Annotated in this window: 19 protein-coding genes; 5 read left to right on the top strand and 14 right to left on the bottom strand. The window is 52.2% G+C overall.

The features are described from left to right. Nucleotides 1–570 precede the first annotated feature (570 nt). Both BUA65_RS01965 and BUA65_RS01970 read left to right on the top strand, forming a co-directional pair. A complete protein-coding gene (locus tag BUA65_RS01965) occupies nucleotides 571–1095 on the top strand; it encodes a cation:proton antiporter regulatory subunit (RefSeq protein ID WP_072867097.1) in 525 nt (174 codons plus the stop codon). Then, complete coding sequence (locus BUA65_RS01970) at nucleotides 1085–2305, top strand: cation:proton antiporter (protein WP_072867098.1); 1221 nt, start codon at nucleotides 1085–1087, stop codon at nucleotides 2303–2305. The genes BUA65_RS01965 and BUA65_RS01970 overlap by 11 nt, the downstream gene beginning before the upstream one ends. Nucleotides 2306–2447: 142 nt before the next feature. Here the strand turns inward: BUA65_RS01970 and BUA65_RS18730 are convergent, their stop codons facing one another. Beyond that, on the bottom strand, nucleotides 2448–2663 hold the full coding sequence (locus tag BUA65_RS18730; protein WP_242656207.1) for a glycine betaine ABC transporter substrate-binding protein: 216 nt from the start codon (nucleotides 2661–2663) through the stop codon (nucleotides 2448–2450). 234 nt (nucleotides 2664–2897) lie between these two features. On the opposite strand from BUA65_RS18730, the gene BUA65_RS01980 reads away from it, so the two are divergent. Next, nucleotides 2898–4142: a metallophosphoesterase family protein gene (locus tag BUA65_RS01980; RefSeq protein ID WP_165613176.1), complete on the top strand. Its 1245-nt coding sequence runs from the start codon at nucleotides 2898–2900 to the stop codon at nucleotides 4140–4142. A 148-nt stretch (nucleotides 4143–4290) separates the two neighbouring features. Here BUA65_RS01980 and BUA65_RS01985 read toward each other — a convergent pair whose 3' ends face one another. From BUA65_RS01985 to BUA65_RS01995, 3 genes are all read right to left on the bottom strand, one after another. Beyond that, entirely contained in the window at nucleotides 4291–5013 is a 723-nt protein-coding gene (locus BUA65_RS01985) for an amino acid ABC transporter ATP-binding protein (RefSeq protein WP_072867100.1), read from the bottom strand. After that, nucleotides 5006–5701 (bottom strand): amino acid ABC transporter permease, encoded by a 696-nt coding sequence (locus BUA65_RS01990; protein WP_072867101.1) that lies wholly within the window; start codon nucleotides 5699–5701, stop codon nucleotides 5006–5008. The genes BUA65_RS01985 and BUA65_RS01990 overlap by 8 nt, the downstream gene beginning before the upstream one ends. Nucleotides 5702–5781: 80 nt before the next feature. Next, nucleotides 5782–6633: a basic amino acid ABC transporter substrate-binding protein gene (locus tag BUA65_RS01995; RefSeq protein ID WP_072867102.1), complete on the bottom strand. Its 852-nt coding sequence runs from the start codon at nucleotides 6631–6633 to the stop codon at nucleotides 5782–5784. A 351-nt stretch (nucleotides 6634–6984) separates the two neighbouring features. Between BUA65_RS01995 and BUA65_RS02000 the strand changes: the two genes are divergently transcribed. Together BUA65_RS02000 and BUA65_RS02005 are read left to right on the top strand one after the other, a co-directional pair. Beyond that, on the top strand, nucleotides 6985–7905 hold the full coding sequence (locus BUA65_RS02000; protein WP_072867103.1) for a DMT family transporter: 921 nt from the start codon (nucleotides 6985–6987) through the stop codon (nucleotides 7903–7905). A gap of 16 nt (nucleotides 7906–7921) precedes the next feature. Next, nucleotides 7922–8203 (top strand): DUF503 domain-containing protein, encoded by a 282-nt coding sequence (locus BUA65_RS02005; protein ID WP_072867104.1) that lies wholly within the window; start codon nucleotides 7922–7924, stop codon nucleotides 8201–8203. 176 nt (nucleotides 8204–8379) lie between these two features. Here BUA65_RS02005 and BUA65_RS02010 read toward each other — a convergent pair whose 3' ends face one another. From BUA65_RS02010 to BUA65_RS02055, 10 genes are all read right to left on the bottom strand, one after another. Beyond that, nucleotides 8380–9051, bottom strand: coding sequence for a zinc dependent phospholipase C family protein (locus tag BUA65_RS02010; RefSeq protein WP_242656212.1), 672 nt, complete (start codon nucleotides 9049–9051; stop codon nucleotides 8380–8382). A gap of 115 nt (nucleotides 9052–9166) precedes the next feature. Further along, the gene (locus tag BUA65_RS02015; protein ID WP_072867106.1) at nucleotides 9167–9475 is read right to left on the bottom strand and encodes an STAS domain-containing protein; all 309 of its coding nucleotides are present in this window, start codon (nucleotides 9473–9475) and stop codon (nucleotides 9167–9169) included. 230 nt (nucleotides 9476–9705) lie between these two features. Beyond that, entirely contained in the window at nucleotides 9706–10590 is an 885-nt protein-coding gene (gene pstA / locus BUA65_RS02020; RefSeq protein ID WP_072867107.1) for a phosphate ABC transporter permease PstA, read from the bottom strand. Next, the gene (gene pstC, locus BUA65_RS02025; protein ID WP_114281444.1) at nucleotides 10587–11546 is read right to left on the bottom strand and encodes a phosphate ABC transporter permease subunit PstC; all 960 of its coding nucleotides are present in this window, start codon (nucleotides 11544–11546) and stop codon (nucleotides 10587–10589) included. Before pstC ends, pstA begins: the two co-directional genes overlap by 4 nt. Nucleotides 11547–11644: 98 nt before the next feature. Next, nucleotides 11645–12541, bottom strand: a complete 897-nt coding sequence (locus tag BUA65_RS02030; RefSeq protein ID WP_072867108.1) for a phosphate ABC transporter substrate-binding protein — start codon at nucleotides 12539–12541, stop codon at nucleotides 11645–11647. 261 nt (nucleotides 12542–12802) lie between these two features. After that, entirely contained in the window at nucleotides 12803–14194 is a 1392-nt protein-coding gene (locus BUA65_RS02035; RefSeq protein ID WP_072867109.1) for an oxaloacetate decarboxylase subunit alpha, read from the bottom strand. A gap of 29 nt (nucleotides 14195–14223) precedes the next feature. After that, nucleotides 14224–15156: a malate dehydrogenase gene (mdh, locus tag BUA65_RS02040; protein ID WP_072867110.1), complete on the bottom strand. Its 933-nt coding sequence runs from the start codon at nucleotides 15154–15156 to the stop codon at nucleotides 14224–14226. A 34-nt stretch (nucleotides 15157–15190) separates the two neighbouring features. Beyond that, nucleotides 15191–15628, bottom strand: a complete 438-nt coding sequence (locus BUA65_RS02045; RefSeq protein WP_072867111.1) for a biotin/lipoyl-containing protein — start codon at nucleotides 15626–15628, stop codon at nucleotides 15191–15193. Between the two features lie 30 nt (nucleotides 15629–15658). Beyond that, nucleotides 15659–15853, bottom strand: coding sequence for a hypothetical protein (locus tag BUA65_RS02050; protein WP_072867112.1), 195 nt, complete (start codon nucleotides 15851–15853; stop codon nucleotides 15659–15661). A 23-nt stretch (nucleotides 15854–15876) separates the two neighbouring features. Further along, the gene (locus BUA65_RS02055) at nucleotides 15877–17412 is read right to left on the bottom strand and encodes an acyl-CoA carboxylase subunit beta (protein WP_084061982.1); all 1536 of its coding nucleotides are present in this window, start codon (nucleotides 17410–17412) and stop codon (nucleotides 15877–15879) included. Nucleotides 17413–17414 lie beyond the last annotated feature (2 nt).

Raw genomic sequence — 17414 nt, forward strand, 5'->3', positions numbered from 1 at the left:
CCAGCCCTCCCGGTGTTTCCGCTGGCGCAGGGCATTCTGGAGACGGCAGATGGCTTCTCGTGCTTCCTCCAGGGAGACCTCTCGCCTGAACGTTAATGTCATCGCCTGGTGACTCAGTTTTCGTTGGTTGGCCAATCGGGTAACCCCCCTGGAAACATCCTTTCACCTATATATAGTACCGGGGGGTCGTTCAAGCCCCGGAAGCAACGGCAAAGTGGCCAGCGGAGGGCCGGGCACGAGCTTGCCGGTGAATTGAAAGCCTGTCGTGAACCACAAGGCTTGCAAGCGCAGTGCCCGGCCCGGAGCGCATCGAAGTGGCAGGAGTTTCCGGGGCCGGTTGACATAATACTTATTATGGGAACCAGTTCATAATTCAACTAAGGAAAAATCTTATCTATATCAATTTTACTTCTTCCCCTGAACCCACATGGAGGAGTGAATTTTATGTTAACCTTTTTATTTAAGTCGCCCACTGGGTCACCTCCATGGTATATGGTATAATGTTAGTGGATTAATTCAACTCGCGTATAAGAATATTGGGCACAAGAATTATTGAAGGAGGAGTCAACCATGGGGCTAATTAAGGAAGCGGAGCTACCCGGGTTAGGGAAAAAATATCTGCTGGAACTGGAAGACGGAGAACGTATCGGGGTGGTTGTCTATGACGAAGGTTTGCGGGACCTGTTTTATTTCCCAGCCGGGGAGAGCGAACCTGCGTACACAGTAACGCTTACCGACCAAGAAGCCCGCCAGATAGCCTCTATTCTGGGTGGAGTTTTTTATCAACCTAAAATGCTGGAAAAATTGGAAATGGCTATTGCCGACCTGCGCATTGAGTGGCTGAAAGTAGCACCACAGGCACCGGCAGTAGGAAAAAGTATTGGTGAGTTAAACCTGCGTAAAAACCACGGGATTACCGTTATCGCCATTATTGAAGACGCCGGCCGGGGCAAAAAGAAATGCACGGCCATAAACCCTGGTCCCAATTTTGTGTTCCTTCCCGGCCAGATGGTTGTGGCAGCGGGAAGAGCGGGAGACATTGAGGCCTTCGAGGAAATGATCACAGGGGGAGGGGTCCAAAACGGTGCCGTTTGAGACCACGACCAATCTAACCATTATTTTCTTCCTCATCACCCTGGCCATTTTACTAGCCAACAAGCTTCATTTCTCATCCATCCCCTTGCTCATCCTTCTGGGCATCCTTTTTGGCCCCTACGGTCCCCACAACGAATGGTTTGATTTAAGACTGGTGCAGAACTGTGAACTAGTGTCTTTCCTGTCTCATCTGGGGGTCCTGCTACTGCTTTTCTACCTGGGTCTGGAGTTTTCGGCCAGCCGGGTGGTGCAAAACGGCCCCACCATCCTCAAAGGTGGCACTGTTTATGTGGGGCTGAACTTTCTGCGCGGCCTAATCCTCGGTTGGGTGTTTTTTCATTCCCTGCCTGAAACGCTCATTGTGGCCGGGATCACCACCATTTCCAGCAGCGCCATGGTGACCAAGCTGCTCATGGAACTAAAACGCACCGCCAACCCGGAGACGGAACTGGTTCTGGGTTTTATGGTCTACGAGGACGCTTTCATGGCTGTTTATCTTTCCTTACTCTATACCTACTTTTTAACGGGAGGAACTTCCTTTACAAGCGGGCTCCTTAGCGGCCTGGTTACTCTGCTTTTTATCCTCGCCGTTCTATTCTCAGGTCCGCGATTTAGCCCCTACCTGGAAAGATGGCTGCACATCCGCAGCGGAGAGTCTTTTATTGCCATTGGCTTTACCCTTCTCCTCTTTACCGTCCTGGTAGCTGAAAAGCTACACGTGGCTGAAGCAGTAGGCGCTTTGCTCCTGGGCCTGATCCTGGCTGAAACCTCCCATGCCAAACGTCTCATACAGATGATTGCGCCCATGCGCGACCTCTTTGGAGCCGTTTTTTTCTTCGCCTTTGGTATGGGTATAGACTACCGTGAGTTTTCGGCCGTAGCAGGTATCACTGCCGTGGTGGTATTGGCTACCGTCTTTGGCAACCTCTTCACCGGATGGTTCAGCGCCTGGATTTGTGGCTATCGCGGACGACCGGCCCTGAACGTGGCCAGCATCATGATCCCCCGGGGGGAACTGGCTATTTTGGTTGCCGGCATAGCAGCCAGCGCTCAACTTACGGCAGTGTTTCAGCCCTTTGCCGCCCTTTATGTACTGGCACTCGCGTTAGTCAGTCCATCGCTGGCTAAAAAGTCGGGCCGGATACACAACATCGTGACTAATATTTGGTCAAGCCTGCGCCCTGCAAAACAATCTTCCAAGGCCAGTTAGTTAGACCCCTCCTCCCCCCGCTTCCCTACCCGGTATTCAAAAGCACCGATACGGGTAGACACGACGCCACGGACAACAAACCAGTCCTATTTTAGCCCCCTCCAGGTTGGGACCGAGATTATCCACCTTGTCTTTCACTTGTTTATAATAGTCCCCGGGGTGTGCGGTAACCAGGCGGCCACAATGCAAAATGGCCAGCTCCTATACCCGTCCACATTACTCCCGCATCAACTGCCTTGAGCTCAACGTCATAACCTAGTTTCATGAGCACATGCTTCACCACGTGGGTACTGGCAATCTCGGAATCCCACTCCACATAGCCCAGCTTGATTAAAATCCCTCCCCCATCCTTTTCCACTTGCCGGATGCAAGGGCTGAAGGATAAACTCTAGTTAAAGAAATGAAACATTTTGCGGGAAAGGAAAGAAAAATGGCTTTACCCATTGCAAAGAATTATCCGTTTAAAAAACCTAAACCTGCCCCTCACCCGTTAATACCACTTTTACTAACCACCCTGGCCGGGATATGCTTATTTGTTACTTTCCTGGGTCCGGCCACTTATGAGATCCAGGGTTTTCAAGTGGGAATTTCGTTGAAGCCAGCACTGGAAGGACAAACCATAGTGGAACTACCACCCCTGGGAAGCCTTTCAGCCCGCACCCACGCCACCCCTTTGGAGATAACGGTAATTCTCAAAAATGTTAATCTAGATATTTTTAACCACCAATCCACCTTTACGGTCAAAGCGTTTCAGGATATTTTTTTTCCGGCAGCCAGAGAAGCTCTGAACCGGTTTGTACTCCGACAGCTGCTGGTGGCGACCCTAGGCGCAGTCTTGTTAACGTGGCTTATATTGCGTTCGTCCATCAAGCGATTGGCATTTGCCGCTGCGGTAGGCCTGTTTTTAATGTTGGCCGTGCTGGTGCTTACCCGGTACAGCTACAGTTATGATGCTTTCCGCCAGGCTGAGTTCCAGGGAACCGTGGCGGCCGCTCCACAGGTATTGAATTTGACTAGTCAAACCCTCGATAAGCTGGCAGAGTTACGATCTAAAACCACGCTGGTGACGGCAAACTTAGAGTCATTGTCGGGACGCATTGGACAACTGGATCTACTCAACGCACCTGGAACAGGAAGCACCAAGTTATTGCTGGTTGCCGATATCCATAACAATCCCCTGGGGATAGACCTGATTCACGCGCTAGCTAAGCACTTTAATGTGGACGCCGTACTTGACGCAGGTGATCTTACCGACTACGGCTCCCTTTTAGAAACCGAACTCATAAAATCGCTACGGGAACTGGACATTCCCTACGTTTTTGCTGCCGGCAACCACGACTCTCCGGCGGTAATGAATTTTGTGCGTCAACTCCCCCGGGGCCATGTGCTGGAGGGAAAGGTAATAACCATCGCCGGAATTAAAATTTTAGGCATGCCAGACCCGTGGGCCTACCGCCCCGTTCCAGGGACAGGAAATGATTTTCAGGAGACAGTTAAGCAATTGGAAGAGACCTTATCCCGTAATAAATTTAAACCTGATATTTTACTCGTGCATAACCCGCAGGTAGCCGAAAAATTTGCCGGCCGCATACCTGTTTTGGCCAGCGGACACACTCACCAGCCCGAGATCAAAAAAATTGGCCCTTCCCTGCTGGTGAACCCGGGGACCACTGGCGCCGCCGGTATCCGTGGCCTACAAGCGAGCCAGGAAGTGCCCTATTCAGCATCTATTCTTTACTTTACCCCCGGCGAAAAGCCGGAAACCACAGCCATAGATATGATCAAATACGAACCCCTTTCCGGGCGCATTACGGTAGAAAGACAGGTTATCGACTAAAATTTAGTTAACAAACCGCGGGGCTTTCGGTTAACCTGTAAAGTGGGATTAAGGCTCTATCTTAACCATTGTCGCACCTATCTTCTTAAGGCTAGAGATATAAAATGGCCGGGTAACAAATGCCCGGCTTTAATTTTCTTCGGCTGTTTTACAGGATTTTACTAAGGAACACCTTTAAGCGTTCATTTTTGGGGTAATTGAAAATTTGCTCCGGAGTTCCTTCTTCCACAATGCGCCCCTCGTCCATAAACAGGACCCGGTCCCCCACCTCCCGGGCAAATCCCATCTCGTGGGTGACCACCACCATGGTCATACCCTCCCGGGCCAGGTCCTTCATTACCGACAGGACTTCGCCGACCATCTCGGGATCTAGCGCCGAAGTAGGTTCGTCGAAAAGCATCACCTTGGGACGCATGGCCAGCGCCCTTGCAATCGCCACCCTTTGCTGCTGTCCCCCCGATAGCTGGTCGGGATAGGCATGGGCTTTATCACTCAAACCAACCTTGGCCAGGAGGTTATGGGCGATTTCTTCCGCCTCGTGTTGCGTCATTCCCCGCACCTTTATGGGAGCCAGGGTGATGTTTTCCAGGGCTGTTTTATGGGGGAAAAGGTTAAAGCGCTGGAAAACCATACCCACTTCCTGCCGGACTTTATTAATGTCCGTTTTGGGATCCATGAGATTGACCCCATCCACCACCACTTCCCCGGCAGTGGGCTGCTCCAGGAGATTAAGACATCGCAAAAAGGTACTTTTCCCCGAACCACTGGGGCCAATAACCACCACCACTTCCTGGGGAGCCACATGGCAATCAATTCCCCGCAAGACCTCCAGGTGGCCAAAGCGCTTGTATAAGTTGGATACCTTAATCACCCGTCTTCAACCTCCTTTCCAGGTAATCCACTAACCGGGAGAATGAGACGACCATAACGAGGTATATAAAGGCCACGGTAAGATAGATCTGAAAGGCCTGGTAGGTAGCCCCCACAATGAGCTGGCCCCGGCGGAAGAGTTCCTCAAAGCCGATGACCGAAAGGAGGGAGGTGTCTTTAAGCATGGCGATAAACTCGTTGCCCAGGGGGGGGATCACCCGCTTAAAGGCCTGGGGCAAAATAACGTAGCGCATGGCCTGTCCATGGGTCATACCCAGGGAGCGGGCCGCTTCCATCTGTCCCTTCTCAATGGACTGAACGCCGGCCCGGAAAATCTCGGCTATATAGGCTCCACTGTTAAGACTACAGGCAATCACTGCTGCAAGAAAAATGGGTATATTTTCAAACACCGGGGTGATACCATAGGCCTGCACCAGCTGATTTTGAATATCTTTTAAAATCTGGGGGATGCCAAAATAAACAATCACGATCTGAACCAATAGCGGAGTGCCCCGGAAAAAATCCACATAACAGACGGCCAGAAAACTTAAAACACGATTCCGGGAAAGCCGCGATAACCCGGCAATTAAACCAAGAATACACCCGATAAACACGGAAATGGCCGTAATCTGCAATGTTTTTACGGCACCTAGCAATAGAACCGGCAGAGAACTTATAACAGTTTCCAAAAGACTTCACTCTCCCCGTAGACCGCTAACAGGCAAATATGCGTAACACGGAAGTGTTACGCATATTTGGCCTTGTCCCTTTATTTGGCCGGAGGCTCGCCGGGCAGGAATTCGGGAGGCTCCTTGCCAAACCACTTTTTATAGATCTCGGCATACTTGCCGTTTTCCTTCAAGGTCTTCAAGGCGCTGTTTACCTTTTCCAGAATATCCGGCTTGCTCTTGGGCACCGCAATGCCGTAGAATTCACTGGTCCGCAGGTCACCCACAATCTTAACGTCTTTGTTTCCCTGCTGGATAAAGTAGAACGTTACCGGGTAATCGTTTACCACGGCATCCACGTTGCCATTCTTTAAGGCCATAAAGGCCTCGTTAATGGTGTTATAGTCGGTGATTTTGGCACCGGGAATCTTGCGTGCCTCGTCCGCTCCCGTGGTAGCAATCTGCACCCCTATTTTCTTGCCGGCCAGATCGTCAAAACCTTTGATGGTGTTGTTGCTGGCCTTCACCGCCACACATTGGCCGGACTGGTAATAGGGCAGGGAAAAATTAACCTGTTCCTTGCGCTTGTCGGTAATGGTCATGGCCGAAATGGCCAAATCCACGCTGGCACTCTGCAGGGCGGGTACAATGCCGTCAAAATTCATGCTCCGGATTTCATAATCCCAGTTATTGACCTCGGCAATGGCCTGGATCAGTTCCATGTCAAATCCCACGTACTTGCCAGTGTTGGGATCTTGAAACTCAAAGGGTGCGTAGGCCGTATCCGAAGCCACCAGTATCTTTTGCTTGCCGGTTGGCTGCTGCCCGCCCCCGGTCTGGGCACTGGTCTGCTTACTGTCCTTAGTATCTTTTGCCTGTTGCCCGCCGCAACCGGCCACCGCTAGGGCCAAAACAACCAGCATGACCACTATCACTTTTACAGTTCTCAGCACAACTTGTCTACCTCCTTCGGTTATGTATTTAGCCAACCAGTACATTTCCGTAAGGGCACTCCGGATTTACCCCGCTGTAATTTGAACAACCAGACAACTATTTGAATTTTTGGACAACACCTCCCTCGTCACTTGGTCACAGACACTACACTTTCGCTTTAAAACGCCAAAATCCTGCTTAAAAGGTTTAAAAACCTGCATTTTTTTATGGAACCTCTTTCCACTTCCAGCTATCTCCCTTTATCTTAAAAATGTTGTTTATCTCGGCTTTCTCCCAAGTGCAGATAGCCCGGTTGACAGCCCTGAGCTGCCGTGAGACAATAAAAAAGATGCGGTCGGGAGGTGGCTTGATTGACCGGACAGAGGCAGAATCTTTTACAGTTAAAGGCCGATTTGGCCCTGCTGGGAGTAAGTTTTATCTGGGGTGTTACCTTTGTGGTGGTGCAAAACGCCCTCTCCTCCATCGGACCCTATTACTTCCTGGGCATTCGTTTTCTGCTGGCCTTCCTTTTTCTGGCCGCAATTTATCACCGGCAGCTAGTGCGACTTAACCGGGACACCCTGGGGGCAGGTTGCATCATTGGAGTATTTTTATTTGGAGGCTATGCCTTTCAAACCGTGGGTTTGCAGTATACCACCGCATCTAACGCCGGTTTTATTACTGGTCTATCGGTAGTGCTGGTGCCTGTTTTCAGTGCGCTTTTTACCAGACAAGCGCCCGGCGTTTTTGCCGCCATAGGCGTAGTCCTGGCCGCCACCGGGCTGGGGCTGTTGTCCCTGGGAAGAGGATTAAGTTTTAATTACGGGGATTTGCTGGTTTTCTTTTGTGCCCTTTGCTTTGCGTTACATATCATCACGGTTGGGCGTTATGCCCGCCACCTCCACCCTCCCCTGTTGGCTTTAATTCAGATCGGGATTGTTTCCCTGGCCGGTTTTCTTTTTGGACTGGCTACCGAGACCTGGCCGGAGCATTTGAACCGCCCGGTATGGGTAGCTCTGCTGCTGACCGCTATACCGGCCACCGCCCTGGCCTTTCTGATTCAAAACAACGTTCAACGCTTTACCTCCGCTACCCATACGGCGATTATCTTTACCATGGAACCCGTCTTTGCCGCTTTAAGCGCCTATTTTTTAGCAGGGGAAATACTCACCCCGCGCCAAATCATTGGATGCATCTTGATCCTCAGTGGCATGTTGCTGGCCGAACTGAAGGGAAAACACATCCGGATGATAAGTAAAACATCAAAAGAAGTGCAAACCAGCACCCTGTAGGCAGGAGGAACGCATATTGATTGTAGGTATACTGGTAATGGAGTTACGCATGAGTGAAGCTGATTCTCTAAAAAGCAAGCGGCGGGTGTTAAAAAGTTTGCTGGATAAGGTAAAGGCCCGCTACAACGTTTCCGTAGCCGAAGTAGGTAAACAGGACACCTGGCACTTCTCTACCATAGGGGTGTCTTTTGTCAGTAACGATAGTGCCCATGTTCACCAGACCCTGACGGCAGTGGTACGCTTTGTTGAGGACCTGGGAACGGTGGAACTGCTGGATGTGCGGATGGAGCTACTATAAATTTTGTCGGCATCATGTGAACCAGCTTTCCTCTCCCCCTTGTTACAGTTGCCCTTACAATTTCGTTATATAAGGGTATTTGTCTTCAAACATATATTGTCTTTTAAAAAAACGGGACTGACGGTATTGTACCGCAGTCCCTTTATATTGAAGAAGGAGGTAGTGGGCGGTAAAGGTTATGTAACCAAACTAAAAAAGTAAGCTAAAAAGCCGGCCGTTGTGCGCTGGGCCAGGCCCAGCAGCACACCAGTGACTTCGTGATATTCCTGCCCGGCGCTAACCCGAGGGTAATATTCCCTAGCCAGGCGGGCATTGGCATATACCCAATCACCGGCCCGGGTAGCAACCTGGTAATAGCCACCGCGGTTAACCCTGAAGAGGCCACAGTGTTCCCGCACCCAGGCTTCGTATCGTTGATGCCCGTTAAAAGCTACACCGCGCGCATGATGGGGAACACATAAATCCTGTACCAGGTGGACAGCGGCTCCCAGGTAAAAAAAGGCCAGATCCTTTTTTCCTTGATACCAGCAGGACAGCGCCTGCTGAAAATACTCCTCGCACTCACCGGCCGCATCGGGCCATGAGCCGAGGCCTCTACCGGAAAGGGGATCCAGGTAGTGGGCGAAACATTTCCACCCCCGGTCGGCCCAGAGTGTGCCCCGGTTGAATGTCACCAGGTGCCTGCGCAACAATTGGACCTGTTTTTTTAAACCATCCTGTTCTAAAATGGTTAAGGCCTGCTGGTTACAAAAAGTATGGGTTACTCCCCCGCGATCCACCAGGTTTTGCAGAGGATCGGCCACGGCTAAGAACCGCTTGGCTATGGCCCACGTCGAAGGGTTAATCACCAATGGCAAGTCCTCCCCCGTAAGCGCTCTATTATCATAACCTGATTTTGCAGGGATTAATCAGCGCACACGGGGGAAAACTCGACCCCACCTTTTTATCAAAGGGTGGGAATTATTACCCCACCTTAGTAAAGATTTGCTCGTCCAACCAGAGACGGGCTCCCACCGCCAGAAACTTGGAAAGCACCTTGTCCTGGGCATTGATCAGTTCCACCCGGATACCTCGCTGAGAGAGTTGATCAATGAAACTAAAAAGCTGGCATACTCCTGGCTCATCAATAAACTCCAGCTCACGCAAATCCAGGACAATGTGCCCTTCTTCCCGGGCCACATCTTCCACTACTCTTTGCAACTTCTTAAAATGGTGGTTCACCACAATACCGCTCACGCGAAGGAAATTGCCATCTCGCCAAATCTTAACCAAACAAGCCTCACCTCCTGGCCTTTATTATAACGTTCTTTTATTAACCTGCTGGTAAGTTTTAATTAAACTACGGTTAATTGTTTATGAACTTTTAGCAAGTTTTGCAGAACCTTTCACCGCTAGATAAAAAAAGGCCGGCCAATATGCGGCAAATTGCCGGCCGGGCCGGCTAGTAAAATTCTTCCCGGGCTTCTCTACTTAAACTGCCGTCCCCGTAATGTGTGACAAAATTACGTAGCGGTCAGCCGGCGGTAGATGCGCCGGCCCAGCCAGCGGGCACAGATATTAAAAAGCAGCACAACCAGAATAAGGACGGCAGCCGAACCGTCGGCCACCCGGCGCACGTCTGGGATCAATGCCTCGGAATTAATTTTCCAAATGTGCACCGCCAGGGTTTCGGCGGGACGGAAAGGGTTAAGGGGCGAGGTGGGACTCCACGGATTGAGATCGGAAAAATTTAAAATGGGGCTGCTCATGCCGGCAGTATACAGCAAAGCTGCCGCCTCACCAAAAACCCGCCCGGCGGCAATAATGGCCCCCGTAACCAAGCCTGGGAGAGCGGAAGGCAATATTACCCGCCACATAGTTTCCCAGCGAGTGGCCCCCAGGGCCAGGCTGGCCTCCCTTAGCTCAGAGGGAACGCTGCGAATGGATTCTTCGGAAATCCGCACCATCAACGGCAGGTTAATTACTGTCAGAGCCAGCGCCCCGGACATTAAGCTGTACCCCCATCCGGTCATGTTGACAAAGATAAGCAGGCCAAACAAGCCCACCACAATGGAGGGCAGGGAGGTAAGGGCTTCGATGGACAGGCGGATGTATTCGGTAACACGTCCCCTACTGGCGTATTCGGCCAGGTATATACCCGCCAGCAAACCCAGGGGGGCTGAAATGAGCATAGTTAACAGGAGCAAGTAAAAGGAGTTAAAAATTTGGGGTCCCACACCGCCGCCAGCAATGATAGTCTGCGGGGGCGTAGTCAGAAAACGCCAATCAATAACCCGGATGCCGTGCCAGAGAATATAGCCCAAAAGCAAAGCTAAAATGGCCAGAACCGCAGCGGCACCCATCCAGAACATAATGGTGGCCAGGCGATCCGCCAGCCGGGCATTCACCTAACCATCCCTCCCCGCACGACCACCCGAATAACCATAATAAACAGGAAAGACATGAACAGGAGAATCAAGCCCATGGACCACAGGGCGCTGTTCCACAGAGAGCCCATGATGGTATACCCCATATCCATGGTGATGGCGCTGGTTAAAGTAATCGTTGGATCCAGAAGGGAATGGGGAATGGTCCGGGTGTTGCCAATAACCATTTGTACGGCCAGGGCCTCACCAAAAGCCCGGGCCAGGCCCAGGACAACGGCCGTAATTAAACCCGAGCGGGCCGCCGGCACCAGCACCAGGCGGATGGTCTGCCAGCGGGTAGATCCCAGGGCCAGCGCCGCTTCCTTCCACTGGGGCGGCAGGGCCCGCAAACTGTCGGTAGATACGCTGATTATGGTTGGTAAAATCATGATGGAAAGAACAATAAAACCGGCTAAAACGGAAAACCCTTCCCCACCTAAATAATTGCGGATAAAAGGCACCAGCAGACTTAAACCCACATATCCGTAAACCACCGAGGGTATGCCGGCGAGAATCTCAATGGCTGGTTGCAATACTCTCTGTCCCCATACAGGCGCAATTTCCACCATAAAAACAGCCACAACGACGCTTAAGGGTGCGCTAACGGTCACCGCCAGCAGGGAAACCAGGAGGGAACCCAAAATGAAAGTTAATGAGCCAACAGCAGGGCCGCCTTCCTCAAGGGGCCGGTCGGGCCACCATTGGGTGCTAAAAAGAAACTCCGTCACCCTGACTCCGTGTACCGTAAAGGTGGCCAGTCCTTTACTCCCAATGAAATAAATAATAGATACAGTGAGTAACACCACCAGTGCTGCTGCCAGAAAGGCCGCCGAGCGCCCCAAAAATTCCCCGCATCTTTTGCGCCTTTGAATATTCCCTTTATCCGGGAACCGGAAGCTTTTTTCTGCATCCGGCCCCGGAGAAAATTCCTTGTGCATAACTACCTCCTCTTCTAGCAACACGAAAGGCAGCGAGGCAGTGCCGGTTCCCTAACCGCCGGCTGCCCCGCCACTGTCTAAAGCTGATCTCCAAGGTCTTATTTCTTGGTTACATTACCCTGGGCATCCCGTTCTACCTGCATCTTGGTAATGGGGATATAACCCATTTTCTCAACCAGTTGACCCTGGACCTCGTCACTGAGCATGTAATCCAGAAAGGCCTTCTTTAGGCCGGTGGGTTCACCTTTGGTGTACATGTGCTGGTAAGCCCATACCGGGTACTTGCCGTTGGCAATATTTTCTACAGTGGGTTCCACCTCATCGAGCTTGAGGGCTTTAACACTATTGTCAATGTAAGACAGTGCCAGGTAAGAGATAGCGCCCGGTGTTTCAGCGACCATCTTGCGCACAGTACCGGAAGAATCCTGCTCCATACCGGCGGCGCTGTCTTCCACGCCACCCAGGGCAAATTTCTTGAAGGTGGCACGGGTACCGGAACCCTTGGGCCGGTGGATGACCACAATTTTCTGATCCGGTCCGCCAACTTCTTTCCAGTTGGTAACCTTGCCGGTGAAGATATCCACCAACTGCTGTTTGGTCAAGTTATCCACCGTTAGGCCGGGGTTAACCACGGTAGCCATCCCCACCACACAAACTTTGTGGTCCACTAACTGGGAGGCATCAATGCCGCTCTTTTCTTCAGCAAAAATATCGGAGTTACCGATATCCGCCGCACCAGAGGCCACCTGGGTCAGGCCGGTACCGCTGCCACCACCCTGGACCACAATCTGTGCCTTGGGGTATTTAGCCATGAACTGGGTGGCAACTTGTTCCACCAGCGGTTGCATGGCTGTAGAACCAACCGCCGTAAGGTTACCTGCAATCTCTGCTTGTCCACCGGAAGACTGCCCTCCACCACCGCAACCGGCCAGGGCTACTACCAGCATCAGCACTGCAGCCAGCACCAAAATCCACTTTGCCCTGCTACCCAACATTCAATCCCCCTTTTCTTTTTCTTAAAAAAATCTTTTTTCTATTTCAAGCAGCCTTACAGGGGCTGCACTTTTTTTCACTAAGAACATTGTAGAGAAGGAGTGTTATGGGTAAGTTATCCTCAGGTTAGCGATAGGTTAAATCTATGTTAATTGGGGATTGATTTTACTTTCTTTCTGGTGTTAGATCGAATTCCAAAACAAAAAGCGCCAGTATATTACCAGCGCTCACAAATGACCCCAAGGGAGTTTTGCCTAATGCATTTAAGCGGGGTAGAATTCGCTACCCTGAGCAGCCAGCTCCAGGTCTACTTTTAGCTTTTTGGCCAGGCGTTCTTTCAGAAACTGGGGCGCGACCTGCGGGAAGAGGGCCACCGAAAGGACATCTTCCTCCTTTTGCATGTAAGGAGCCGCTTCCTTACGGGCCGCAGGCAAACCAGGCTCCAGCAAGTCCGCCGGCCGGCAGGTGATGGGCTTTTCGTCGCCAATAATCATCTTGCGCACTTCTTCATCCACCGGTGCCGGAGGCTGACCATAGTATCCCCGCATGTATTGTTTAACTTCATTGGTAGGCAATTTATAGCGGCCCAACAGCACATTGAGCACGGCCTGAGTACCCACAATCTGACTGGAAGGGGTCACCAGGGGCGGGTAGCCAAACTCCTTACGCACCCGGGGCAGTTCCTCCAGCACCTCGGGCAGCCGGTGGAGGGCGTTTTGCTGGCTTAGCTGGGAAATAAAGTTGGACATCATGCCGCCGGGAATTTGATAAATCATGACGTTGACATCCACGCTCGGTGAGGCCACATCAAATTCCTTATAATGCTTGCGCACTTCCTTGAAATACTCGGCAATTTCCGAAAGCAGCTTGAGATCTAGCCCCGTATCATAGGGGGTACCTTGCAAGGCGGCCACCATGGTTTCAGTGGCCGGCTGGGAGGTCTGCAGTGCCATGGTGGAAATGGCACAGTCGATGACATCCACACCCGCGTCTATGGCCCGCAGGTAGGACATGGAGGCCATGCCGCTGGTGTAGTGGCAGTGGAGCTGCACCGGTATCTTCAGTACCGATTTCCACTCTTTGATGATCTCGTAGGCCGGTTGGGGAGCCAGAATACCCGCCATATCCTTCAGGCAAATGGAATCTGCCCCCATCTCCTCCAGGGTCTTGGCGGTTTTTACGTAGTACTCCAGGTCATGTACCGGGCTGATGGTATATACCACCGTTGCCTGGGCGTGAGCACCCTCCTGTTTAACTACCTCGATGGCCTTTTGCATGTTGCGTACGTCGTTTAAAGCATCGAAGATGCGGAAGATATCCAGGCCGTTGTAAACCGTCTTTTTAATAAATTCGGTGAGCACATCGTCGGGGTAGTGTTTGTAGCCTACCACGTTTTGCCCGCGCAGGAGCATTTGCAAGGGAGTCTTTAAATGGCGGCGCAGGATGCGCAGCCGCTCCCAGGGGTCTTCATTGAGAAAGCGCATGCAAGCGTCAAAGGTAGCTCCACCCCAGACTTCCAGGGAATGAAAACCCACCTGATCTATTTTTTCGCAAATGGGCAACATGTGTTCTATGCGCATGCGGGTGGCCAGCAGGGACTGGTGGCCATCCCGCAGGGTGGTGTCGGTGATTTTTACCTTGCGTGCTTCAGTCATTTCTATCCTCCCCTCGACTGGCACAATTTTTAAAGCTGGGGCAATACCTCCATCAACTTGCGCACGGAGTTTGCGGACTTATCCAGGGCGGCCTTTTCTTCAGGCGTAAGCTCGATCTCCAAGACCTTTTCCACGCCACCCCCGCCGATAATGGCCGGCACACCCAGATAAATATCATGGTAACCGTATTCCCCCTGCAGATAGGCGGCCACCGGCAATATCCGTTTCTTATCCTTTAACACGGCCTCCACCATTTGCACCACGGAGGCACCGGGAGCATAAAAGGCACTGCCGGTCTTCAAATAGTTAACAATTTCAGCGCCGCCCTTGCGGGTGCGTTCCACCATGACCGCAATGCGCTCGGCGGGAATCAGCTTTTCAATGGGAATGCCACCGGCGTAGGTGTACCGCACCAGGGGCACCATGTCATCCCCGTGGCCGCCCATGACAAAGGTGGTCACATCCTCAAAGGAAATACCCAGTTCCAGGGCCACAAAGGTGCGGAAGCGGGCGGAGTCCAGGACGCCGGACATACCGAACACCCGGTTGGGCGGGAAGCCGCTGGTTTTTAAGGCCACGTAGGTCATTACATCCAGGGGGTTAGTCACCACAATGATGTAGGCGTTTGGTGAATACTTAACCACCTGTTCGGTAACTGACTGGACGATTTTGCAGTTAGTGGCCAGCAGGTCATCCCGGCTCATCCCCGGCTTGCGGGCAATGCCGGCGGTGATTACCACCACGTCCGAGTCCTTTGTATCTTCATAGTTGTTGGTACCGGTAATTATAGCATCAAAACCTTCCACCGGCGCCGCTTCCATAAGGTCCAGGGCCTTACCCTGGGGAATTCCTTCCACCACGTCAATGAGCACGATATCGCCCAGTTCTTTGGCCGCAGCCCAGTGGGCGCAGGTAGCTCCTACGTTTCCAGCCCCAACAATGGTTATCTTTTTTCTTTTCAAAACTGGTCCCTCCCTAAAAAACTCTTCTCAAAGATTAACCTATGATTACCAGCACATCGCCGTTGTTTACCGTCTGTCCCGGTTTCACCCGTACTTCTTTCACCGTTCCAGCTACCGGGGCAGTAATTTCGTTTTCCATCTTCATGGCTTCCAGGATCACCAGGGGATCACCCGCCTTGACCTGGTCCCCTACTTTAACCTTGACCGCATTGATATTCCCGGGCATGGGAGCGGTAACCGTTCCAGCTCCGGCCGGAGCTTCCGGTCGAGGGGCGGCAGCGGCAGCCGGTGCCGGCGCCTGTGCCGGGGGAGTGGTGGCTGCCGGTGGAGGTGCGGCCTGGGCCGGCGGGGCCGGGGGAGCAGCCGGGCGACTTTGTACCAGCTTAACGCTTGGCGGGGCGGCTGCCTCTTGGATTTCCTGTACCTGAACTTCAAAGGGTTCTCCGTTAACCAGCACTTTAAATTTTCTCATTACCTTCCCTCCTGTTTACCTAACCAAAAACTAACTGCTTAGATCCCGTCCGAGCATAAGTTCACGCAAACCAGCCATTTTCCAGGCGTTAGTCCGCTTCACGGGGCGAATGGAAGTAATCCGGCTGCCGGTGCTCAGATACCCGGCGGCCGCCAGGGCGGCAGTAATTGCCGCCACAATCTGGGGACGCACAGTAAAGGATGTTACTGGTTTGTTCAAAGCCATCAAAACCGCCTCTCCTTTCGAAGCTATACCGGCATGTTGCCGTGCTTCTTGCGGGGTCTCGTTTCCCGCTTGCCGGCCAGCGACTCCAGGGTAACCATAATCCGCGACCGGGTGTCCCGGGGATCAATAACATCCTCTATATAACCCCTGGCGCTGGCTACATATGGATTGGCAAACTTCTCCCGGTACTCGGCAGTCAGCTTGGCCCGCATTTCCATGGGGTTTTCCGCCTCGGCAATTTCCTTCCGGTAGATGATATTGACAGCACCCTCTGGCCCCATCACAGCAATTTCCGCGGTAGGCCAGGCAAAGACGGCATCAGCCCGTAGGGAGCTGCTGCACATGGCCAGGTAGGCTCCCCCGTAAGCTTTTCTCAAAATAATGGTGATTTTGGGTACGGTGGCCTCAGAGTAAGCATAGAGCATCTTGGCCCCGTGCCGGATAATTCCGCCATATTCCTGGGCTGTTCCAGGCAGGAAACCAGGCACATCCATAAAGGTGATCAGGGGTAGGTTAAAGCAGTCACAAAAACGGACGAAACGGCTAATCTTGTCGGAAGCGTTGATATCCAAGCAGCCGGCCAGATAGTCGGGCTGGTTTGCTACTATCCCCACCGCCTGTCCATTTATCCGGCCAAAACCAATTACCGCGTTGCGGGCATAGAGGGGCTGCACCTCAAAGAACTGACCGCCATCCACAATGAGATTAATTATTTTGCGTACGTCGTAGGACATATTCGGGTTATCGGGGATGATCTGCAACAGTTCTTCCGGATTGCCTGCCGGTTCCTGGGGAGCGTACAGGGGGGGGTCCTCCAGGTTGTTGGAAGGCAAGTAACTCAACAAAAGGCGAACCATCTGCAGGCACGTTTCTTCATCGGGGGCCATAAAGTGGGCTACCCCGCTGGTCTGGTTGTGGGTGGCTGCCCCGCCCAGGGCTTCCATGGTCACCTCTTCACCGGTTACAGCCTTAATTACCTGGGGTCCCGTAATAAACATCTGGCTGGTACCCTGAACCATAAAAATGAAGTCAGTCAACGCCGGGGAATACACCGCTCCTCCCGCACATGGTCCCATGATCACGGAAATCTGGGGGATTACTCCGGAAGCAATGGTGTTCCGGAAGAAAATTTCACCGTAACCGTTAAGGGCATCCACGCCCTCTTGAATGCGCGCTCCCCCAGAATCATTTAGGCCGACCACCGGAGCACCCGTCTTCATGGCTAGATCCAGTACATGACAGATCTTGGCGGCATGAATGCGCCCCAGGGAACCTCCTGCCACTGTAAAGTCCTGGGCAAAGATGTACACCTTACGCCCGTCAACTTTACCGTAACCGGTAACAACACCTTCGCCGGGGTTTTTGAGATTGGAAATGTCGGGGTCACCGGCAAAAGTATTTATTTCAACGAAAGTACCGGGATCAAAGAACATTTCAATCCGTTCCCGAGCGGTTCTCTTCCCGGCTTCGTGCTGCTTCTCGATACGTTTTGGCCCGCCGCCCGCATGGATTTGCTCGCGCAGCTGTTTTAATTGTTCCAGCCTTTCCTGCATACCCAATG

The sequence above is a fragment of the Desulfofundulus thermosubterraneus DSM 16057 genome, from assembly GCF_900142025.1.
Taxonomy (GTDB): domain Bacteria; phylum Bacillota; class Desulfotomaculia; order Desulfotomaculales; family Desulfovirgulaceae; genus Desulfofundulus; species Desulfofundulus thermosubterraneus.